Source organism: Kluyvera sp. CHPC 1.2972, from assembly GCF_036759925.1.
In the GTDB taxonomy this organism is placed as follows: Bacteria; Pseudomonadota; Gammaproteobacteria; order Enterobacterales; family Enterobacteriaceae; genus Kluyvera.
In genome coordinates, this window is the sequence record NZ_JAPKIB010000006.1 from 51,281 (window position 1) to 73,692 (window position 22,412).

The window sequence follows — 22,412 nt, forward strand, 5'->3', positions numbered from 1 at the left end:
AAAATGCATTTTATCGCGATGCGGCGTTTGTTCACTCAAATTCGTTAACTTGCTCACAATATGACGTTAACGGTCTGGTCGACAGAAAACAAAGTCAGGCATACATGTAAACAGGATCCAGCGGCGTTATCGCCCATATTGGTTAGGAAGAAAGTCGATGGTTGATGGCATTACAGAGAAGCAAAAAGAGGTGGTCGATTACATTCTCAGGAAGATAAAGACCGATGGTCTTTTGCCAGGGGATAAACTGGACACAGAGATTGCTATTGCCAAAAATATCGGCATCACGCGGGCCACGGTGCGCGAGGCCACGCGCCTGTTGATCGAGCAGCAGCGAATTTATCGCGTGAAAGGCTCGGGTTTGTTCGTTGGCGCCATCGGTAAAAGCAACCATTCCGGCAGATTCCACGCCCTGTCACCTTTTGATTTCCAGGCACAGAAGAGTGGCCATAAAGGTGTCAGAAAAGTCATTAAATTCAGTATCATGAAAGTGCCATCGCCAGAAATCGCACAGTCGTTGCGGATAAAAAATAGCGATCAGATCTATAAAATTTTACGTCTGATGTGTTTTGACGATATTCCCGTCGCCCTTGAGCATATCCATCTGCCGGTCAATATGTTTACCAGCATGGAATTAAGCCAGCTCGAAATATCAAAATATAGCTATATCGAAAGCATCACCGGTAAAAAGGTCCAGCGCCGCGATCAGAATTTAACCGCGATCAACCTGGTTGACGAAGATATCCTTAATCTATTGAATCTCAAAGAGAACGACTCTGTTCTGGAACTTGATGAAACCGTTTATCTCGATGACGGCACGCCCTGCGAAGTCAATATTGCCATCATTAACACGCGTATTTTCCCCCTGAGACAAAACTCAACCCGCTCATAAGGCGGGCTATTTTCAGACCGACCTCGCCGCTGCTGATAACAAGGCTGCCACTATCATTTCTGTTGCCCAACATTCACGCCACAATGGTCAAAAATTTCATAACCTCTATGGAATAATTTAGAATAGCGGGCAAAACATTTTCCACGAACCAGGAACCTGCCAATGAGCAAATCTGAAAACCTGTATAGCGCTGCGCGTGAACTTATCCCAGGCGGGGTGAACTCGCCGGTACGTGCCTTCACCGGCGTGGGCGGTACGCCGCTGTTTATCGAGCGTGCGGACGGCGCGTATCTGTACGACGTGGATGGCAAAGCCTATATCGACTATGTCGGTTCCTGGGGGCCGATGGTGCTGGGCCATAACCACCCGGCCATCCGCAATGCGGTGATTGAAGCGGCCGAGCGTGGCCTGAGCTTCGGTGCGCCGACCGAGATGGAAGTCACTATGGCGAAGCTGGTTACCGAACTGGTACCAACAATGGACATGGTGCGCATGGTGAACTCCGGTACCGAAGCGACCATGAGCGCCATTCGCCTGGCGCGCGGTTTTACCGGCCGTGACAAAATCATCAAATTCGAAGGTTGCTATCACGGCCACGCCGACTGCCTGCTGGTTAAAGCAGGCTCCGGCGCGCTGACCCTCGGTCAGCCAAACTCACCGGGCGTACCGGCAGATTTCGCCAAGCACACCCTCACCTGCACCTATAACGATCTCGCGTCCGTACGCGCGGCGTTCGAGCAGTTCCCACAGGATATTGCCTGCATCATCGTTGAACCGGTTGCCGGCAACATGAACTGCATCCCACCGCAGGCTGATTTCCTGCCGGGCCTGCGCGCGCTGTGCGACGAGTTCGGCGCACTGCTGATTATCGATGAAGTGATGACCGGCTTCCGCGTGGCGCTGGCTGGCGCGCAGTCCTACTACGACGTGGTGCCGGATCTGACCTGCCTTGGTAAAATCATTGGCGGCGGTATGCCGGTAGGCGCCTTCGGCGGTCGTCGCGACGTGATGGACGCGCTGGCGCCCACCGGTCCGGTTTATCAGGCGGGTACCCTTTCCGGTAACCCAATTGCCATGGCGGCGGGATTCGCCTGTCTGACCGAAGTGGCGCAGCCAGGCGTTCACGAAACCCTGACCGACCTGACCAACCAACTGGCGCAGGGTCTGCTGGATGCTGCGCAGGAAACCGGTATTCCATTGGTGGTGAACAACGTGGGCGGCATGTTCGGGATCTTCTTCACCGATGCCAAAGAAGTGACCTGCTATCAAGACGTTCTGAAGTGCGACGTTGAACGCTTTAAGCGCTTCTTCCATCTGATGCTGGATGAAGGCGTGTACCTGGCACCGTCGGCGTTTGAGGCGGGCTTTATGTCTATCGCCCATAGCGAAGACGATATCAACAACACCGTTGATGCGGCGCGTCGGGTGTTTGCGAAGCTGTAAGTCTGGCGTATCCCCGGCGGCGCTGCGCTTGGCCGGGCTACATACCGCGAGCAATAAAAAATGGCCATGCAAATCGGCATGGCCATTTTTGTAGCCCGGTCGAGCGCAGCGACGCCGGGAAACCTACCGGCTCTGCTTTCTCAGCAAATAGATAAAATACGGCGCACCGATAAAGGTCGACAGCAGCCCTGCTGGCACCTGATACGGGAACATCAGCATACGCCCACACCAGTCAGCAAACACCAGTATCAGCCCACCAATCAGCGCCGACATCACGATATGCGGCATCGTCCGGCGGAAGCCCATCATGCGCGCAATATGCGGTGCCATCAGCCCAACAAAGCTTAACGGCCCGATGGTCAGCGTGGCCGCCGCCGTCAGGCACGCTGCCAGCAACAGCAGGCTGATACGCGCCGGCGACAGCGCCATACCGATAGAGCGCGCCGTTTCACCGCCCAGCGGCAGAATGGTTAACCAGCGGCGGCAAAGCGGCACCAGCAGCAGGAAAATCACCATGGCAGTAGCCGACTGCGCCACCAGCTTACCGGTCGCGTTATAGGTTGAACCGGCAATCCACGTCAGGATCTGCGCCATACGCGGGTCACCACTCGCCTGCAGCATCATCAGCAGCATGGTGAACGCGGTGCTCAGCGCCATCCCCGCCAACAGCATTCGATGCGGTGAAAATCCGCCGCGCCCGGCGGCAATCAGGATAACCAGCAGCGTGACCGCCGCTCCCAGACTGCCCGCCGGCAGCAGCCAGACAAACGCGTTGCCCGGCACCACAAACAGCATCAGCACCACGCCAAACGCTGCGCCGGAGCTGATCCCCAGCACTTCCGGGCTCGCCATCGGGTTGCCGGTTAAGCGCTGAATAATACAGCCCGCCACCGCCAGCATCACCCCGGCAATCAGCGCCGAGGCGATACGCGGCCAGCGCCACTGAATCAGTTCGTCGAGCAGGGTACCGCTCGCCCAGTGCCAGCTGTGCGCATCGCGGCCCAGCGACAGCGCAGCAAACATTGCCGCTAACAGAATAACCAGTCCGCCTAGCGCAAACCACTGCACGTGCTGACGTTCATTCGCCACGCTGTCGTTAGCGTTCATCGACGGTGCGCTCATGCTGCGCAGGCGCGGCAGCAGCCAAAGCAGCAGCGGCGCACCAATCAGTGCGGTCACGGAGCCGGTGGAGACTTCCATCCACACCCGGGTAAGCCAGAGGATTATCTGATCGGAGAGCCACAGAATCAGCGCGCCAATCAGCGGTGCCAGCATCAGGCGGGAGAGCAAGCGTCGTGCGCCCAGCATCTTCGCCAGCAGCGGAGCAAACAGGCCGATAAAGCCAATAATCCCTACCGCGTTGACGAGGAAGGCGCTGATAACGATCGCCAGCGTTAGCGCGCCCAGACGCGCCAGCGATAGCGCCAGCCCCAGGTTGCGGGCCACGCCGTCATCCAGCCCCATCAGCGTTAACGGGCGCAGCAGCAGCAGCGTGAGCATCACGCCACCCAGCAGCTGCGGCCAGAGACGTTGCACGATGCTCCAGTCGGTCTGGGTCAGCGTCCCGGTGCTCCACAGGAACATACTTTGCAGTTGGTCGTGATGGAAAATCACCATCAGCTGGTTTATCGCGCCGCAGTACAGGCTCACCACCAGCCCGGCCAGAATCAGCGTCACCGGCGAGAGGCGTTTGCCCCACGCCACGCCGAAGACCAGCGCACCGACGATGCAGGCCCCCGCCAGCGCAGCAAACTGCGAGGCCAGCACGCCAGGAATGGCCCACAGCGCGGTAATGGTCATCCCCAACTGCGCGCCGGTCGCCACGCCAAGCGTGGTTGGCTCAGCCAATGGGTTACGCAGCACCTGCTGGAACAGCACGCCCACCAGCCCCAGTCCGGCGCCGACCAGCAGTGAGATAGTCAGGCGAGGCAGCAGGCTGTAGTGGAACAGCATCTGATCGATGGCGTTAATATCCGGCTGGCGTATTGCCTGGAACCAGAGCGTGTGAGGCAGCGCAATGTTGAAGTTAAACCAGGTCAGCGCCAGCCCGACAATAAACAGCACCAGCAGTAACAGCGTGGCAAAAGGAGAGCGGGTCGTTTTCACGCTTTGCCTCCCAGTGCGTTATCAAGAATGCGAGCGAAGTTCATCGCCGACAGCGTCGCGCCGTAGAACCAGACCGCCGGAACGTTCTGCACCCGGTTCGCGCGGACAAACGGCATCGCCTGCCATAACGGTGTGGCAGCCAGCTGGCGCATATCAGCGGCATTACCGTGGTCAAAGCAGAGCACATCGACGTCTTTGTAGGCCGCCAGGCGGTCGATACCGACCACCGTGCTGCCCCAGAAGTTCGTCTCCCCCTGCCAGGCGTTCTTCACGCCCAGACGATCGAGGATCTCCTGGAAGAGGCAGTTCGGGCCAAACACCAGCATATGACGCGGATCGAGCAGCGACATGATCAGCACGGGGCGTTCGCCACGCGAGGCAAAGCGCGGCTTGAGGCTGTCGATGTAGGCATCAAACTCCGCCAGATGGCGATGAGCGACGTCCTGCTTATTGAGCAGTTCCGCCATCTCCAGCAGCGATCGCCGCGCCTGCTCCAGCGGCTGTTTGCCGTCGCTGAAGGCAAAGCTGCGCCCCGGCGCGATGCGGGCGAGGATCTTCGGTGAGGGGCCATAGCCCGCGGACCAGACCAGCATCGAGGGCTTCATCTGGGTCAGCAGTTCAAGATTGGGTTCGGTGCGCAGCCCCACGTCAATCACCGAGTCCGGCAGCACCGGTTCGTTGACCCACATGCGATAGTTGGGGATGTCCGCCACGCCGTAAGGGGTGACGCCTAGCGCCAGCATTAGCTCGACCGGCAGCCACTCCAGCGCCACGATACGTTCAGCGTTCACCGGCGCGGCCTGGGCTTTTTGCATCTGCCAGAGCAGCGGCGAGAGCGCCATCGCCGCCAGAAAACGGCGGCGGTTTATCAAATTCGAATCAGTCATCAATAGACAAAACTTACCGGTGCGGCACCGGCTGGATGCGGAAGAATACCCATTGGGATGCCGTAAATCTGCTCCAGCGTGTCGCTGCGCATCAGTTCGTCCGGCGAGCCCTGAGCAATCATTTCACCGCCGCGAAGCGCCACCAGATAGTCACAGTAGCGCGCCGCCATGTTGATATCGTGCAGAACGGCAACCACCGTCAGGCCACGCTGCTGGCTTAAGCGGTGCACCAGCGCCAGCACGTCAACCTGATGGGCTATATCGAGCGCCGAGGTTGGCTCGTCGAGCAGCAGGCAGCGGCTATCCTGCGCCACCAGCATGGCAATCCACGCGCGCTGACGTTCGCCGCCGGAGAGGCTATCGACCAGGCGATGTGCTAACGGCTTCAGCCCTACGAGGGAGATGGCTTCCTCGACCTTTTCACGATCGGCAACGCCGAAACGGCCCAGCGCACCGTGCCACGGGTAGCGACCAATGGCGACGAGTTCACGCACGGTCATCCCTTCTGCAGGCGGCAGCTGCTGCGGCAGATAGGCAACCTTACGGGCAAAAGCTTTGCTGTTCCAGCTCGCCAGCGGCTGGCCGTCCAGTAGGATCTCGCCTTCCGACGGAGCCTGATGGCGGCCAAGCATTTTCAGCAGCGTAGACTTGCCCGAGCCGTTATGACCGATAAGGCCGGTCACTTTGCCTGCGGGAAACGTTAAGGAGAGAGGATGAAGAAGCGTACGGCCTGGAACGCGAAAAACGACCTGTTCCAGAGAAAAGGTCGTATCAGAATGAGTTGTCTTGTCCTGCATAACCGTCAACATGTTAAAGAGCGCGGAAAATCCGCGCTCTGGAGGTGGTTAGAAACGGAACGTTGCGGTAGCAACAACCTGGCGCTCAGCGCCCCAGTAGCACGCGTATTCGCTGTAGCAGCTGGAGACGTATTCACGGTTGAACAGGTTATTGACGTTAACGGCAATGGATGAACCCGGCAGGCCTACGCGCGCCAGATCGTATTTAACCATCGCATCGGCAACGGTATAGCCGCCTACGCTAAACTGCTCGTTTTTCTTGCCAGTCGTGGTATCGCTTTTGTAGTAGCTGACGGTAGAGCCCGTATAACGAACGCCAGCACCAAAGGTCAGGCCACTCAGAGCGGTATCGTAGAAGGTATAATCCGTCCACAGAGAAGCCTGATTACGCGGTACTTCCGCCGGGCGTTGACCATTGAAGGTTGTGTCATTCGTGTATTCAGCATCGGTATAACTGTACGCAGCCGTCACGTTGACGTTTTCATTCACCGCCGCTTTGGCTTCGAGTTCAAAACCGCGAGAACGAATTTCACCTGTCTGAATGCTGAACCCTGCGTTATTCGGATCCGCCGTCAGGTTTTTATTTTTGGTCAACTGATAAACCGCACCCGTAATGACGACCGGCATGTCTTTCGGTACATACTTCACGCCCGTTTCATATTGCTTGCCACGAGACGGATCGAAAGGCTGCCCAGCTTTGGTTGAACCGGATGTTGGTTCAAAGGATTCGCTGTAGCTAAAGTATGGTGAAACTCCATTATCAAACAGGTAGTTAATACCACCTCGCCAGGTAAATTGCTGGTCGTGATTCATCGCTTCAGAACCAGTAGTACGAGTCAAGGTCGACGTTTTCGCGTAGTCATAACGACCACCTAACGTCAGCACCCATTTGTCCCATTCCATCTGATCTTGAGCGTACAGGCCCGTCTGCTCCATGCGGTTCAGTACCTGATACTTCGCATAAGGACCGCTCACATTGATATTCGGGTTGCCGTACTGCGGGTTCTGCATATCGATTGGATCGGCAGAACCGTAAAGTGCGTCAACGTCATTACGCATGCGTGAGTAGTCCACGCCCGTCAGCAGCGTATGGTCAACATCACCAGTAGCAAAGTTCGACTGCAACTGAGTATCGACGGAGAAGGCGTTCATATCTTCATCAGAACGAACGTACTGACGGTTAATTTTACCCGCACCATCGTAGCCATAACCATAGACTGAGCGATACAGGGTTTTCACCTGATCGTAGCGCAGGTTCTGGCGTACGGTGAAGGTGTCGTTAAATTCGTGAGAGAAGCTGTAGCCCACCATCTGCTGGCGGCGCTGCATTTTGTTATCTCTCTCGCCTTCGTTGAAGTCGGTCGGCAGCTTGTGAGAATTGCCGTTCGCATCAACATAAGGAACCACCGTACCTTCACGCGGCAGCCAGCCGTAGTAACCCTCATCCGGATCGCTCTGGAAGTTGCTCAGGAAGGTGAAGTCAGTTTTATCATCCGGTCGCCAGCTAAAGGACGGTGCAACGGCATAACGGCTCGACTTCGCCATATCCTGTTGCGCATCCTGGCTACGGCCTAAACCGGTCAGGCGGTAAGACCACACGCCTGCATCATCAATCGCATCACTAAAGTCAAAACCGGTCTGCCAGAGGTTATCTGTGCCCATTTTGAATTGAATTTCACGCAGCGGTTCAGTGGTCGGGCGCTTGCTGACCATGCTGACAATACCGCCAGGGTTGCTGTTGCCGTACAGCACGGAGGTTGGTCCGCGCATCACTTCTACGCGTTCAAGGAAATACGGATCTACTGAGACTTCGGAGTAGTTGTTGCCCTGCAACTTCATGCCATCCAGGTACTGGTTCGTGTTCACGGTACTGGAGGTGGTGAAGCCACGGATAGTCACAACGTCATAGGTTGTTGAACTACCGCGAGTCGCAAATACGCTAGGCGTGTACGCCATCGCTTCTTTAACGGTCGTCGGCTGATGGATATCCATCTCCTGACGGGTAATCACCGAAACAGACTGAGGAGTCTTCTCAATCGGGGTATCGGTCTTAGTTGCCGTTGCTGAACGCTTCGCCGCAATCGTAGGAGCCGGGCCCCAGGCACTTTCCTGAGCCGCCGGAGCTGCGGTAACGGTGATGGTTTCTTCTTTAGGTTGTTCTGCTGCCTGTGCATATACAGACATGCCGCTAACCGCCGTGGCTACTACAACTGCGAGTTTACGCAGTGAGTGGGTTGGCTGAGCAGTTTTTAGACGCGCCATTGGTATATCTCTGATGAAGTGAATGATAACGTAAACGAGAATTATTATTATAACGATGGGAATAATAGGTCATGCATTGGACGCATAGCAAGCGATATAAGTCCCTACCAGAATTAAGGGGTTAAGAATTAAACAGATGAAAAAGCGACGTTAAGGAAAAGAAAAAACTTAGGGATAAAAAAAGCCTCTGCGCAACGCAGAGGCTTAGTGCTAATACGGTACGGGGTGGGGGGTACCGAGCCATCCCGGAGTCGACGTAAACGCCTCGTCCGGGCTACAACATCGGCTGTAGTCCAGACGAACGAAGTGACGCCGGGGTTGGCACCGATCCCATCAGGGCGGTATTAATTCCCGCCGAACATATCCTTAATCCAGCCTGCTACGCCATCGCTGTCTTTCTTCTCCTGTGCCGGCGGCTGCTGTTGCTGCTGCTGAGGCTGTGAAGAGGAAGAGTCAAACGGGTTCGCTGACTGCTGCTGCTCGATAGCCTGCTGGCTCTGCTGGCAGAGTGAATCCGGGTCGGTAGTCCAGACCGGCAGCATACGGGTGCCACCGCCGCCGCAGACGAAGTTACCGCCGTCGTCGACACCCATGTTCACCACATCTTCCGGCGGCGTCAGATCCAGCGCGATAGGCGACTGGGTCTCCAGATAACGCTGGTAGATAGACATCGCACCGCTGGCGCCGTAGAGCTTGGTCGGCTGGTTATTATCGCGACCTACCCAGGTGATCACCACTTCACGGCCGTCAATCCCGGCAAACCAGGTATCGACGTTGTTGTTGGTGGTCCCGGTTTTCCCTGCCAGATGCAGGTTCGGGTATTTCGCGCCCAGCTGACGGCCAGTACCACGCTGCACAACCTGCTGCATGGTCCACAACGTCAGATAAGCCGCCTGCGCCGGAACGGCACGTTCCGCCTGCGGATAGCTCTGGTACAGCACGGTACCGTCTTCCGCAATCACCGAACGCAGCGCCGACAATGGCGCGCGGTTACCGCCGCTGGCGATGGTCTGGAACGCCTGCGCCACTTCAATCGGCGTCAGGTTCAGCGCCCCCAGCAGCATCGCTGGCACGGCGTTGAGCTGATCTTTCGGCGCACCCAGCTTCAGCCAGGTGTCGGTGACCGCTGGCAGGCCCAGCGCCATACCGAGGTTAACGGTCGGCACGTTCATGGAACGCGTCAGCGCATCCACCAGCATCACCTGACCGCTGTAGCGACGATCATCGTTCTGCGGTGACCACACCTGACCATTCGGCTGACGCAGCGCAATTGGCGCATCGGCAATCCAGGTATTCAGGCGGTACTGGTTCGGCTGGCTTAAGGCCGTCAGATAGGTCGCCGGTTTTGCCAGAGAACCAATCGAACGACGTGCCTGCATGGCACGGTTGTAGCCCGCAAACTGCGGTTCAGCGCCGCCAACCATCGCGCGCACTTCGCCGCTGAAGCGGTCAACCACCACCATCGCGGTTTCAAGGTCGCTCAGCTTACGCTGTTTCTTCAGTACCGGAATGCCGTCGGTCGCCGCTTTTTCTGCGGCATCCTGCGCCACCGAGTCGAAGGTGGTAAAGATCTTCACGCCGGAGAGATCTTTCACCTTATCGCCCAGCTTCGCCTGCAGCTCCTGACGCACCATCTGCATAAATGCAGGCTGCGGTGAAATCACCCCACCGCGCGGCTGCACGCCCAACGGACGCGCGCTCAGCATGTCGTACAGTTCCTGATCGATAACCTTCTGCTGTTGCAGCAGGCGCAGAACCAGATTACGACGCTCCAGCGCCAGTTTCGGGTTACGCCACGGGTTGTAGACCGAGGCCCCTTTCACCATGCCCACCAGCAGTGCCTGTTGGTCAAGGCTCAGCTCTTCTACCGGACGACCGAAGTAGTAGAGGCTCGCCAGCGGGAAGCCGCGGATTTCATTGTCGCCGCTCTGACCGAGGTAGACCTCGTTCATATACAGCTCAAGAATGCGGTCTTTGCTGTAGCGGGCGTCCATGATCAGCGCCATGTAGGCTTCGTTCGCCTTACGCCAGTAAGAACGTTCGCTGGAAAGGAACAGGTTCTTCACCAGCTGCTGGGTCAGCGTACTCGCCCCCTGCACCGTTCTTCCGGCTGTCAGGTTCGCCAGCACCGCACGGCCCATCGAGTAGAAGCTGATACCATCATGCTCGTAGAAGTGACGGTCTTCGGTGGCGATCAGCGTATCGATCAGCAGATCCGGGAAACCACTGCGCGGCACAAACAGACGCTGCTCGCCGTTTGGCGAGGACATCATGGTGATAAGGCGCGGGTCGAGACGGAAGAAGCCGAACTGGCGGTTGCTGTCCAGGTTCTCGATAGTTTCCAGGTGATCGCCATCAAAGGTCAGACGCGCGCGCACCTGCCCTTCTTTACTGTCCGGGAAATCGAACGGGCGACGGATCATCTCAATGCTGTTGGCCTGCACGGTAAATTCACCAGGCCGCGTCATCGCCGTCACCTGGCGATACTGGGTCGCCGTCAGCAGCTGCACCATCTCTTTTTTGCTAATCGGCATATCCGGCTCAAGGCTCACCATGCGGCCATAGACTGCCGCTGGCAGCTGCCAGACTTTACCGTCGATGCGGCTACGGATTTTTTGGTCCAGGTACACGCCGTAAATGGCCATCAGCACGGCAAAAACGATGCCGAGTTTTACCAGGAACCAGAACCAGCGGTGTTTGCCGCGCGGTTTTTTCCCTTTTCCGCCGCCTTTACGCGAGCGCGGTTTTTCATCATCGTAGCCATCATCATCATAATCGTCGTCATACTCATCGTCTCTGAGCTGTCGACGGCTTACCTTTTGCTTTGCCGGACGTGCAGGCTTGCCTTTACGTCCAATCGGCTCGCGGTCATTCCCCGCCATGCTTTCTCTCCGCAACATTCAGGCATAAAGGCCTGATTCTCAATTCTTCTGCCACGGGACAGAAGAAGATATCTCTCAATTTTACGCAGTTTTTCCCCGGCGTCGCATTCGCTCGGCCGGGCTACGTTTTGATGTAGCCCGGCCGAGCGTAGCGACGCCGGGAACTGCGCCATCACGAATACTTTTTCGTCCGCCGCGTCGGCGCGGTGTTTGCCGGATCGTCCGGCCAGACGTGCTTCGGATAACGCCCTTTCATCTCTTTTTGCACTTCCCGATACGCCCCTTGCCAGAACGCGCTTAAATCACGCGTGATCTGCAACGGACGCTGCGCCGGTGAGAGCAGTTCCAACACCAGCGCAACTCGCCCTTCAGCGATAGTCGGCGTGCTGGCCTCACCAAACATCTCCTGCATACGCACCGCCAAAGCCGGAGGGTTTTCATCATCATAACGGATGGCGATTCGACTTCCAGTGGGCACAGTGTAATGAGTTGGCAGCAAACTCACCAGACGTTGTCGTAATGACCAGGGCAACCATTCCAGCAGCGCCTGATGAACATCCAGCGATTTCAATCCGCGCAACGAGTGAACGCCACTCATGTGCGGTAGCAACCAGCTCTCCAGGGCCGCCAGCAGCGAGGCGTCATCCACCGCAGGCCACGCATCTTCCGGCAGCCAGCGCGCAGCGCACTGTAGACGCAAGCGTAGCTGTTCCGCTTCGTTCGTCCAGTTGAGTACGCTTAACCCTTTCTCGCGAATGCCGGTGAGCATCGCCCGGTGCAGCTCCTCTTCCGACGGTTTCGCCAGCGGGCGCACGCTCAGCGTTAACTGCCCAATCTGGCTACGACGCAACGCTTTCAGCGTGCCCTGAGTATCATCCCACTCGATAGTGTCAGATTGTTGAATCAGCTGCGGACAGCGCGCCACCAGCGCATCAATATCCAGCGCACAGGCCTGCAAGATTCGCGCATCCGGCGAGGCATTGCCCTGTAGCAGCAGCGGCGCAATCAGCCATTCGTGGCGATTCAGCGCATCGTCGGCGTCTAGCATCGCCCCCATGCCGTTGGCGAGCTGATAGCGTCCTTCCTGTCCGCGTCGGCGTGCGATGCGGTCGGGGAAGCCCTGCGCCAACAGCGCGGGAATCGCGTCGCTGTCAGGCTGCCCTGCACGGCGATTAAGCCGCTTACAAAGCTGTTGGCTTCGCTGCTGCCACTGCCCCTGCGAACGGGTAAAGGCTTGCATCAAATCGCCGCTGCCGCCGCGCGGAGGCTCTTCCAGAATGGCTGCCAGCCGCGCCGCCGTAGCCACGTCATCGTCGCTATCCGCCGCCACCAGCATCGCGGCAAGACGCGGGTCGTTCCCCAGCGCAGCCATTTTCTGCCCTTTCGCCGTTAAGCGCTCATCGGCCAACGCGCCAAGCTGCGTCAGCAGGCGACGCGCCGCCGCCAGGTTCACCGCGGGAGGCGTATCCAGCCAGCAGAGCTGCGATGGGTCGTTACAGCCCCACTGCAAGAGTTCGAGCAGCAGCGACGAGAGATCGCTTTGCAATATTTCCGCTTCACTCTGCGCCGCTGCACGCTCGGCCTGATCTTTTGCCAGCAGGTGCACACACACGCCGGGCTCCAGACGCCCTGCACGCCCGGCTCGTTGGGTCATCGAGGCCTGGCTTATGCGCTGAGTTATCAGCCGTGTCAGCCCGCTACGTACGTCAAAACGCGCCACGCGTTCCTGCGCGCTGTCAACCACCAGGCGAATACCTTCGATGGTCAGACTGGTTTCGGCAATATTGGTTGCCAGCACGACCTTCCGCTTGCCTGATGGGGCGGGAAGAATGGCCTGACGCTGTTCGCTGAGCGGCAGCGCGCCATATAAAGGGCAGAGCAGGACGTCGTCGGCTACACGCTCCGCCAGATGATTCTGCACCCGCTGAATTTCGCCAACCCCCGGTAAAAACAGCAGCAGCGAGCCGCTTTCATGACGCAACAACTCCGCTGTCGCCATAGCCACCGCCTCATCAAAACGCTGGTGCGCAGGCAGCGACTGATAGCGACGATCCACCGGAAACGCGCGACCTTCGGAGATAACCACCGGTGCATCCGGGAGCAGATGCTGCAGCTTGTCATTATCAAGGGTGGCCGACATGATCAGCAGCTTGAGGTCATCACGAAGCCCCTGCTGAACGTCCAGCAGCAGCGCCAGCGCGAGGTCGGCCTGTAGGCTACGTTCGTGAAATTCATCAAGGATCACCAGCCCCACGCCCGACAGTTCGGGATCGTGCTGGATCATACGCGTCAGGATCCCTTCGGTCACGACCTCTAACTGGGTAGTCGGCCCCACGCAGGTTTCCGCACGCATACGGTAGCCGACCGTTTCTCCCGGCTTCTCACCCAGCAGTTCCGCCAGGCGCTGTGCTACATTGCGGGCCGCCAGACGGCGTGGCTCCAGCAGTAAAATGCGCCCATTGATGCCGCCGTCGCGTAAAATTTGCAGCGGCAGCCAGGTGGATTTACCCGCACCCGTTGGCGCGTTCAGCAGCACCTGCGGCGATTGCTGTAAGGCATGAAGGAGTTCAGGAAGGATGCTTGCGACCGGCAACAGGGACACGAATGGCTCCAGAGGGTTAACATTAAACGGCGGACATTGTAGCATCGCCTCAATTCATAACCGAGTCCCCACCATGTCAGAGTCAAAAAGGCTGTTTTTCGCCGTTGAGATCCCAAAGCCCATCCAAAAGCAGCTGGTGCAGTGGCGCGCCGATAATTTTGCCGACGACGCTGGTGTCCCCGTGGTTGCCGCCAATCTGCATGTCACACTGGCGTTTCTGGGCGAGGTAAGCGAGGAGAAACAGCGGGCGCTAGCCGCCATGGCCGGGCGTATTCGCCAGCCCGGTTTTACGCTGAATCTGGATGATGCCGGGCAGTGGCTGCGCTCGCGCGTGGTGTGGCTCGGCACGCGCCAACCGCCACGCGGGCTGCTGCAGCTCGCCAATATGCTTCGCGCTCAGGCCGCCCGCAGCGGCTGTTACCAAAGCCCGCAGCCGTTTCACCCGCACCTGACGCTGCTGCGCAACGCCGCGCAGGCAGTCCCCATTCCCGCCCCTGGTTTTCTCTGGACGTTTCCAGTGACCGAATTTGTGCTGTATGAATCACGCTTTGTCCGGGGACGCACAAAATACACGCCATTACAGCGCTGGACGCTCAGCGAATCATAATAAGGAAAACGTATGAAGTTTACGCCGCCGCTCAAGCACGCCACGCTGATTCAACGCTACAAACGCTTTCTCGCCGATGTCGTCACCCCCGAAGGTGAAACCTTCACGCTGCACTGTCCCAATACCGGTGCAATGACCGGTTGCGCGACGCCAGGTGACACCGTCTGGTATTCCACTTCAGAAAATACTAAACGAAAATATTCACATACGTGGGAATTAACGCAAACCCAGCAAGGGGCATTTATCTGCGTCAACACGCTGCGAGCAAACACCCTGGCAAAAGAGGCGATTCTGGCGCAACGTCTTCCCGAACTCACCGGCTACAACACCCTGAAAACCGAAGTGAAATACGGTGAAGAAAACAGCAGAATTGACATCATGTTACAGGCAGATGATCGTCCCAACTGCTATATTGAAGTGAAGTCAGTCACACTTGCGGAAAATGAATTTGGTTACTTTCCGGATGCGGTGACCGTGCGCGGACAGAAGCATTTACGCGAGCTGATGGGCGTTGTCGCCAGGGGCGAACGCGCTGTTTTACTGTTTACTATCTTGCACTCAGCCATTGAATATTTCTCTCCTGCACACCATATTGATGCTAAATACGCAGAGTTACTCATTGAAGCAAAGAGAAAGGGGGTAGAGATTTTGGCTTATAAAGCGGAACTTTCTGCCGATAATATGACTCTGATATCGCCGTTACCCATTGCGTTATCACCGGGGGTATCTGCATAGAAAGTGTTCGGGCTGCGGCGCAAATACGCTTTTCTTCACAGCATTGTCAAGTGTTACGTTTAGATAATTGCCATGTGGAAAAGCATCTGTTATTTATAGCGGCCTGATTTTTCCCCCGAACACGGGGATCGATAGTGCGTGTTAAGGAGAAGCAACATGCAAGAAGGGCAAAACCGTAAAACATCGTCCCTGAGTATTCTGTCCATCGCAGGGGTGGAGCCGTACCAGGTGAAACCGGGCGAAGAGTATATGAACGAAGCCCAGCTGGCGCACTTCCGACGTATTCTTGAAGCATGGCGTAATCAACTTAGGGATGAAGTCGATCGCACCGTTACTCACATGCAGGACGAAGCAGCAAACTTCCCTGACCCGGTAGACCGTGCCGCGCAGGAAGAAGAGTTCAGCCTCGAACTGCGTAACCGCGATCGTGAACGTAAACTGATCAAAAAGATCGAGAAGACGTTGAAAAAAGTCGAAGATGAAGATTTCGGCTATTGCGAATCCTGCGGCGTAGAAATTGGTATCCGTCGTCTGGAAGCGCGCCCAACGGCCGACCTGTGCATTGACTGCAAAACGCTGGCAGAAATCCGCGAAAAGCAGATGGCAGGTTGATAGAACGCTAACGCTCTCACTTCAAGGCGGGAATCTCTCCCGCCTTGTTGTTTTTTTATTGCTATAAACATGTCAACACAACCCTATATTGGGCGCTTTGCCCCTTCCCCTTCCGGTGAACTGCATTTTGGTTCGCTGATTGCCGCACTGGGAAGCTATCTACAAGCTCGTGCTCAGCAGGGTATCTGGCGAGTTCGCATCGAAGATATCGATCCACCTCGTGAAGTTCCCGGTGCTGCAGCCACTATTTTGCATCAGCTGGAACATTACGGCCTGCATTGGGACGGCGACGTTCTCTGGCAGTCGCAGCGGCATGATGCCTATCGTGAAGCCCTCGCGTGGCTGAAAAGCCAGAACCTGTGCTACTACTGCACCTGCACTCGCGCGCGCATCCAGAGCATTGGTGGCACTTACGATGGCCACTGCCGTGACCTCAACCACGGCCCTGAGAACGCAGCCCTTCGCCTACGCCAGACGCATCCGGTGACCGAATTCACCGACCTGTTGCGCGGCACGATCAAGGCCGACGAACATCTTGCCCGTGAAGATTTCATTATTCATCGTCGTGATGGTTTGTTTGCCTATAATCTCGCGGTGGTGGTCGATGATCAGTTTCAGGGGGTCACCGAAATCGTTCGCGGCGCGGATTTGATTGAACCCACCGTGCGACAGATTTCGCTCTACCAGCAGTTTGGCTGGCAGGCGCCGGACTATATTCATCTGCCGCTGGCATTGAATGAAGAAGGTGCTAAACTTTCGAAGCAAAATCATGCACCTGCCCTACCAACCGGCGATCCTCGTCCCGTCCTTATCGAGGCGCTACGCTTTCTAGGCCAGGATATTCCGGCGCAATGGCAGGATTTCAACACGGCAGAATTACTGCGTAATGCCGTCACAAAATGGTCTCTGACCAAAGTGCCTGAAATGGTGAAGATCAATCCGCCATTCTCAAATGCGTTATGCTGAGCTATGATTAGTCGCTATTTTTTTGTCCCAAAGTCAGATATTACCGAGGTGCACCATTTTTACCCGAGTCGCTAATTTTTGCCGCAAGGTGCTGAGCCGTGAGGAGAGCGAGGCTGAAAACGCCGTCGCTAAACCTGCTATGACTGTTATTCCGCGCGAGCAGCACGCTATTTCACGCAAAGATATCAGCGAGAACGCCCTCAAGGTTCTTTATCGTCTGAACAAAGCAGGCTACGAGTCTTACCTCGTTGGCGGCGGCGTTCGTGACCTGCTGCTAGGCAAAAAACCCAAAGATTTCGACGTGACCACCAGCGCCACGCCTGACCAGGTTCGCAAGTTGTTCCGCAACTGCCGCCTGGTCGGTCGCCGCTTCCGTCTGGCACACGTCATGTTCGGCCCTGAAATTATCGAAGTCGCCACCTTCCGTGGTCACCACGAAGACGGCCAGTCCGACCGTGCCACCTCACAGCGTGGACAAAACGGCATGCTGCTGCGTGATAACATTTTCGGTTCCATCGAAGAAGATGCCCAGCGCCGCGACTTCACCATTAACAGCCTGTACTACAGCGTGGCGGACTTCACCGTTCGTGACTACGTTGGCGGTATGCAGGATCTGATTGACGGCGTGATCCGCCTGATTGGAGACCCGGAAACCCGCTACCGCGAAGACCCGGTGCGTATGCTGCGCGCCGTGCGTTTTGCCGCGAAGCTGGATATGCGCATCAGCCCGGAAACCGCTGAACCTATTCCACGTCTAGCAACCTTGATGAACGACGTGCCGCCGGCGCGCCTGTTCGAAGAAGCGCTTAAACTGCTGCAGGCAGGCTACGGCTTCGAAACCTATAAGCTGCTGCGCGAATACAATCTGTTCCAGCCGCTGTTCCCGACCATCACCCGCTACTTCACTGAAGACGGCGATAGCCCGATGGAACGCATCATCTCCCAGGTGCTGAAGAACACCGATACCCGCATTCATAACGATATGCGCGTTAACCCGGCGTTCCTGTTCGCCGCGATGTTCTGGTATCCGCTGCTGGAGATGGCGCAGAAAATCGCTCAGGAGAGCGGGCTGGCCTATTACGATGCCTTCGCGCTGGCCATGAACGAGGTGCTGGATGAAGCCTGCCGTTCGCTGGCGATTCCAAAACGTATTACCACGCTGGTGCGTGATATCTGGCAGCTGCAGCTGCGGATGTCCCGTCGTCAGGGTAAACGCGCCTGGAAGCTGATGGAGCATCCAAAATTCCGTGCTGCCTACGATCTCCTTGCCCTGCGTGCCGAAGCCGAGCACAACGGCGAGCTGCAGCGTCTGACCCAATGGTGGGGCAAGTTCCAGGTGGTTGCACCACCGGCACAAAAAGATATGCTCAATGAACTGGGCGATGAACCCGATACCCGCCGTCGTCACCGCCGTCCGCGCAAACGCGCACCGCGCCGTGAGGGCAGTGCGTGACCGTCGCTTATATCGCCATCGGCAGCAACCTCGCCTCTCCGCTGGAGCAGGTGAACGCTGCCGTTGAGGCACTCGGTGCGATCCCGGAAAGCCGGGTCGTTGCCGTCTCCGCGTTCTACCGTACGCCACCGCTCGGCCCTCAGGATCAGCCTGATTACCTGAACGCCGCCGTGGCGCTGGAAACCACGCTCGCCGCCGATGTGCTGCTCAGCCATACCCAGCGTATCGAGCTGCAGCAGGGGCGTCAGCGCAAAGCCGAACGCTGGGGGCCGCGGACCCTCGATTTAGACATCATGCTGTTTGGTCAGGATATTATTCATACCGATAATCTGACCGTCCCACACTATGACATGTACAACCGCGGCTTTATGCTGTGGCCGCTGTTCGAAATTGCCCCAACGCTTATCTTCCCGGATGGTGTCAGCCTGCGTCAGCGCCTTGATGTACTGGCGGAAAACTGCCCAGCGCGCTGGTAGCGCGCCCTCCTTTTTTAGCGATCCCTGCGCTACCTGGTATCGTTTGCCTAAAGTCATTGCCCCCCCGATTTCGGCTGTTAGAATGCCGGGTAATACGATCTTACCATCAGGGATTATTATGAAACCGACCACCATCGCTTTATTGCAGAAATGCAAACAAGAGAAAAAACGCTTCGCGACCATCACGGCATACGACTACAGCTTTGCCAAACTGTTCGCAGATGAAGGTATCAACGTGATGCTGGTTGGCGACTCTCTTGGCATGACCGTGCAGGGCCACGATTCCACGCTGCCGGTGACCGTTGAAGACATCGCCTACCACACCCGCGCCGTTCGTCGCGGCGCGCCACACTGCCTGCTGCTGTCCGATCTGCCGTTTATGGCCTACGCCACGCCGGAACAGGCGTTTGAAAACGCCGCAGCGGTCATGCGTGCTGGCGCCAATATGGTCAAGATTGAAGGCGGCGCCTGGCTGGTTGATACCGTGAAAATGCTGACCGACCGCGCCGTACCGGTATGCGGTCACCTGGGGCTGACGCCACAGTCGGTCAACATCTTCGGTGGCTATAAGGTACAGGGGCGCGGTGACGCGGGTCAGGTTCTGCTCGACGATGCGCTGGCGCTGGAAGCCGCAGGCGCGCAGCTGCTGGTGCTGGAGTGCGTACCGGTTGAGCTGGCAAAACGCATCACCGAAGCGCTGGCGATTCCGGTTATCGGCATCGGTGCTGGCAACGTCACCGACGGGCAGATCCTCGTGATGCACGATGCGTTCGGCATCACCGGCGGCCATATTCCTAAATTTGCCAAAAACTTCCTCGCCGAAGCGGGCGACATGCGCGCCGCGGTACGGCAGTATATGGCGGAAGTCGAGTCCGGGGCGTATCCGGGCGAAGAACATAGTTTCCATTAAGGAGTCATGTTGTGCTGATTATTGAAACCCTGCCGCTGCTGCGCCAGCATATCCGTCGTCTGCGTCAGGAAGGTAAGCGCGTTGCGCTGGTTCCCACCATGGGTAACCTGCACGACGGCCATATGACGCTGGTTGAAGAAGCCAAAACCCGTGCGGACGTAGTGGTAGTCAGCATCTTCGTTAACCCGATGCAGTTCGACCGTGTCGAGGACCTGGCGCGCTACCCGCGTACGCTGCAGGAAGACTGCGAGAAGCTGAACAAACGTAAAGTCGATTTCGTTTTTGCGCCGTCGGAAGCGGAAATCTATCCGCAGGGTACCGAAAGCCAGACCTTCGTCGACGTACCGGGCCTCTCAACCATGCTGGAAGGCGCAAGCCGTCCGGGACACTTCCGCGGCGTCTCGACCATCGTCAGCAAGCTGCTCAACCTGATCCAGCCGGATATCGCCTGTTTCGGTGAGAAAGACTTCCAGCAGCTAGCGTTGATCCGCAAGATGGTGGCCGACCTTGGCTACGACATTGAGATCGTCGGCGTGCCGATTATCCGCGCCAAAGACGGTCTGGCACTCAGTTCCCGCAACGGTTACCTCACCGCCGAGCAGCGTAAAATCGCGCCGGGCCTGTACAAGGTGATGAGCCGCGTGGCGGAAAAACTGAAGGCCGGTGAGCGTGACCAGGGAGAGATGATTGCTATCGCCGAGCAGGAGCTGAACGAGAAAGGCTTCCGCGCCGATGATATCCAGATTCGCGACGCGGATACCCTGCTCGACCTGACCGACAGCAGCAAACGCGCGGTGATCCTGATGGCGGCATGGCTGGGCCAAGCGCGTCTGATTGATAACCAGAGCGTGGATCTGTAGTTTTCGTGCCTTTCCCGGCGGCGCTTCGCTTGGCCGGGCTACCAGATTGTAGCCCGGCCAAGCGAAGCGCCGCCGGGGGACATTCTGCAAGACAATACCGTTTGCAGCAGGTTATGCGTGACGATGCGCAATTAATCGTAAGCAAGGTTAATCGCATATGGACACCTGGTATAAATCGGGCAATACTGCCTGCGAAATTTCTCAAAGCAGTCGCGAACTGCTTTGTTTCCGTTAAGAATTAAAGGTAGACGCTATGATTCGCACAATGCTGCAGGGCAAACTCCACCGCGTGAAAGTGACGCATGCTGACCTGCACTATGAAGGCTCCTGCGCGATTGACCAGGACTTCCTCGACGCCGCCGGTATTCTGGAAAACGAAGCCATTGATATCTGGAACGTGAACAACGGCAAGCGTTTCTCCACCTACGCCATCGCGGCTGAACGCGGTTCTAAAATCATCTCCGTCAACGGCGCTGCGGCGCACAACGCTGACGTAGGCGACATCGTCATCATCGCGAGCTTCGTGACCATGAGTGATGAAGAAGCCCGTACCTGGCGCCCGAACGTAGCTTACTTCGAAGGCGACAACGAGATGAAACGCACCGCGAAAGCCATCCCGGTTCAGGTTGCGTAATACCGAGCGCTCCGTCACGGCGGAGCGCTTGTTTATCCCTGCGGTTGGTTGCTGATTAACCGCGACATCGTTTCCAGCGAATCCGTCCGCAGAATATACAGACGCTTCAACAGCATCGGATTATCCCCCGGCTTCACCTTCCCTTTCACCGTCGTCACTGCCAGATGAAAACCGGCATCGCCCGCCGCCTGTATCGCCGTCGCGTTATAGCCGCCAAACGGGTATGACAGGTACAGCACGTGCGGATTGAACTGCGACAATGCCCGTCGCGAGTGCGCAAAATCAAACAGGATATTGTGATAGCTACGGCTCAGCAGAATTGGCCGACGCAGCGCATCCACCCGGTGCAGGAAATGGGTGTGTGACTGGAAATCAAAGACGTCTTTAATCTCCTCCAGTTCGGAAACGCTCATAAATTGCAGCGACTTCGGCGCCCACTTCTGCGGGTGACGCTTAATACGCGAGGTGATAATAAACGCCGTGGCTTTAAAACCGTACTGCTTGAGTATCGGGTAGGCGTAGCGACTAACCGACTTCAGCCCATCATCGAAGGTAATCACCACCGCACGAGCAGGTAAATTGGTACGGTTATGGACGTAATCCTCAAGCTGATACATGGTCAGCGTGGTATAGCCCATATCGCGCAGCCAGGTCATCTGGTTGCTAAAGGCGCGTACCGAAGTCGTGGTAGAGGTATGACGAAAACGGGTGTTCTCTTCATCGCGCAGAATATGGTGATAGGTGATGACCGGAATGCCGTTATCCACCTGAGCGTCCAGCGCGCTGATATAGGCCAGACGTTCACCAATGCGAATCTGATACCAGGTCTGATTGAGGCGGTCTTTCAGCTTGTTGATAACCGGATAGCGCAAGTTCTCCGCCAGCGTACCAAACGGCGCGCTGCCAATATCCGGGGCGTTGTAGACAGGCGTATCTTTCCAGGTGACCAGGTTCTGATTGCTCAGCGGCTTGTTTAAATCGCCCAGCCCATCTTCAACGCGCTGCTTCCCCTGTACCGGCTCAAGGTGCCCCTTATCGATAAAGCCTTTACCGAAGCCGAAGCTAAAGGTGTAGTAATCTTCCACGTCCGGCTCAATGGCGATGATTTGCCCGGCACGCAGGTTGCCGACGGTCATGGTTTTATTGCCGATACGTGCCCAGATAGCGGCGTCTTCCGTCGTCTGCATATAACGCGTTGGCAGCGCGGCAGCGACGCTACCGGCGAGGAAAAACAGCAGGAAAACAACCGAACGTATAGCCATGAGCAGTAACCGAAGCGGGAAACGAC

The 22,412-nt window shown here is 57.1% G+C and carries 18 protein-coding genes; 11 read left to right on the forward strand and 7 right to left on the reverse strand.

Annotated elements, in window-relative coordinates:
* Positions 1 to 157 precede the first annotated feature (157 nt).
* Positions 158 to 892, forward strand: a complete 735-nt coding sequence (locus V6944_RS11835) for a GntR family transcriptional regulator (protein WP_106925532.1) — start codon at positions 158 to 160, stop codon at positions 890 to 892.
* Between the two features lie 162 nt (positions 893 to 1,054).
* Positions 1,055 to 2,335: a glutamate-1-semialdehyde 2,1-aminomutase gene (gene hemL, locus V6944_RS11840; RefSeq protein ID WP_333499088.1), complete on the forward strand. Its 1,281-nt coding sequence runs from the start codon at positions 1,055 to 1,057 to the stop codon at positions 2,333 to 2,335.
* A gap of 123 nt (positions 2,336 to 2,458) precedes the next feature.
* On the opposite strand, the gene fhuB is transcribed toward hemL, so the two are convergent.
* The 6 genes from fhuB to hrpB all read right to left on the reverse strand — a co-directional run bounded on the left by fhuB (position 2,459) and on the right by hrpB (position 13,871).
* The gene (gene fhuB, locus V6944_RS11845; protein WP_333499089.1) at positions 2,459 to 4,441 is read right to left on the reverse strand and encodes a Fe(3+)-hydroxamate ABC transporter permease FhuB; all 1,983 of its coding nucleotides are present in this window, start codon (positions 4,439 to 4,441) and stop codon (positions 2,459 to 2,461) included.
* Complete coding sequence (gene fhuD, locus V6944_RS11850) at positions 4,438 to 5,328, reverse strand: Fe(3+)-hydroxamate ABC transporter substrate-binding protein FhuD (protein ID WP_333499090.1); 891 nt, start codon at positions 5,326 to 5,328, stop codon at positions 4,438 to 4,440. Before fhuD ends, fhuB begins: the two co-directional genes overlap by 4 nt.
* Complete coding sequence (fhuC, locus tag V6944_RS11855) at positions 5,328 to 6,125, reverse strand: Fe3+-hydroxamate ABC transporter ATP-binding protein FhuC (RefSeq protein WP_185669238.1); 798 nt, start codon at positions 6,123 to 6,125, stop codon at positions 5,328 to 5,330. Before fhuC ends, fhuD begins: the two co-directional genes overlap by 1 nt.
* Before the next feature lie 48 nt (positions 6,126 to 6,173).
* Positions 6,174 to 8,387, reverse strand: coding sequence for a ferrichrome porin FhuA (fhuA, locus tag V6944_RS11860; protein WP_333499091.1), 2,214 nt, complete (start codon positions 8,385 to 8,387; stop codon positions 6,174 to 6,176).
* Between the two features lie 344 nt (positions 8,388 to 8,731).
* On the reverse strand, positions 8,732 to 11,269 hold the full coding sequence (gene mrcB / locus V6944_RS11865; protein WP_333499092.1) for a bifunctional glycosyl transferase/transpeptidase: 2,538 nt from the start codon (positions 11,267 to 11,269) through the stop codon (positions 8,732 to 8,734).
* 172 nt (positions 11,270 to 11,441) lie between these two features.
* The gene (gene hrpB / locus V6944_RS11870) at positions 11,442 to 13,871 is read right to left on the reverse strand and encodes an ATP-dependent helicase HrpB (protein WP_333499093.1); all 2,430 of its coding nucleotides are present in this window, start codon (positions 13,869 to 13,871) and stop codon (positions 11,442 to 11,444) included.
* A 73-nt stretch (positions 13,872 to 13,944) separates the two neighbouring features.
* On the opposite strand from hrpB, the gene thpR reads away from it, so the two are divergent.
* The 9 genes from thpR (at position 13,945) to panD (ending at position 21,124) form a co-directional block, all read left to right on the forward strand.
* Positions 13,945 to 14,478 (forward strand): RNA 2',3'-cyclic phosphodiesterase, encoded by a 534-nt coding sequence (gene thpR, locus V6944_RS11875; RefSeq protein ID WP_333499094.1) that lies wholly within the window; start codon positions 13,945 to 13,947, stop codon positions 14,476 to 14,478.
* 12 nt (positions 14,479 to 14,490) lie between these two features.
* Positions 14,491 to 15,213 carry a DNA/RNA nuclease SfsA gene (gene sfsA, locus V6944_RS11880; RefSeq protein WP_333499095.1) on the forward strand — a complete coding sequence of 241 codons (723 nt, stop codon included), beginning with the start codon at positions 14,491 to 14,493 and terminating at the stop codon, positions 15,211 to 15,213.
* A 156-nt stretch (positions 15,214 to 15,369) separates the two neighbouring features.
* Positions 15,370 to 15,825: an RNA polymerase-binding protein DksA gene (gene dksA, locus V6944_RS11885; protein WP_035891939.1), complete on the forward strand. Its 456-nt coding sequence runs from the start codon at positions 15,370 to 15,372 to the stop codon at positions 15,823 to 15,825.
* 69 nt (positions 15,826 to 15,894) lie between these two features.
* Complete coding sequence (gluQRS, locus tag V6944_RS11890; RefSeq protein ID WP_333499096.1) at positions 15,895 to 16,791, forward strand: tRNA glutamyl-Q(34) synthetase GluQRS; 897 nt, start codon at positions 15,895 to 15,897, stop codon at positions 16,789 to 16,791.
* 55 nt (positions 16,792 to 16,846) lie between these two features.
* Complete coding sequence (pcnB, locus tag V6944_RS11895) at positions 16,847 to 18,244, forward strand: polynucleotide adenylyltransferase PcnB (RefSeq protein ID WP_333499234.1); 1,398 nt, start codon at positions 16,847 to 16,849, stop codon at positions 18,242 to 18,244.
* A complete protein-coding gene (gene folK, locus V6944_RS11900) occupies positions 18,241 to 18,720 on the forward strand; it encodes a 2-amino-4-hydroxy-6-hydroxymethyldihydropteridine diphosphokinase (RefSeq protein WP_333499097.1) in 480 nt (159 codons plus the stop codon). Before pcnB ends, folK begins: the two co-directional genes overlap by 4 nt.
* A 118-nt stretch (positions 18,721 to 18,838) precedes the next feature.
* A complete protein-coding gene (gene panB, locus V6944_RS11905; protein ID WP_333499098.1) occupies positions 18,839 to 19,630 on the forward strand; it encodes a 3-methyl-2-oxobutanoate hydroxymethyltransferase in 792 nt (263 codons plus the stop codon).
* Between the two features lie 11 nt (positions 19,631 to 19,641).
* A complete protein-coding gene (panC, locus tag V6944_RS11910; protein WP_333499099.1) occupies positions 19,642 to 20,490 on the forward strand; it encodes a pantoate--beta-alanine ligase in 849 nt (282 codons plus the stop codon).
* A 253-nt stretch (positions 20,491 to 20,743) separates the two neighbouring features.
* Positions 20,744 to 21,124, forward strand: a complete 381-nt coding sequence (gene panD, locus V6944_RS11915; RefSeq protein WP_035891933.1) for an aspartate 1-decarboxylase — start codon at positions 20,744 to 20,746, stop codon at positions 21,122 to 21,124.
* 32 nt (positions 21,125 to 21,156) lie between these two features.
* On the opposite strand, the gene V6944_RS11920 is transcribed toward panD, so the two are convergent.
* A complete protein-coding gene (locus V6944_RS11920; RefSeq protein ID WP_333499100.1) occupies positions 21,157 to 22,386 on the reverse strand; it encodes a polysaccharide deacetylase family protein in 1,230 nt (409 codons plus the stop codon).
* Between the last annotated feature and the right edge of the window lie 26 nt (positions 22,387 to 22,412).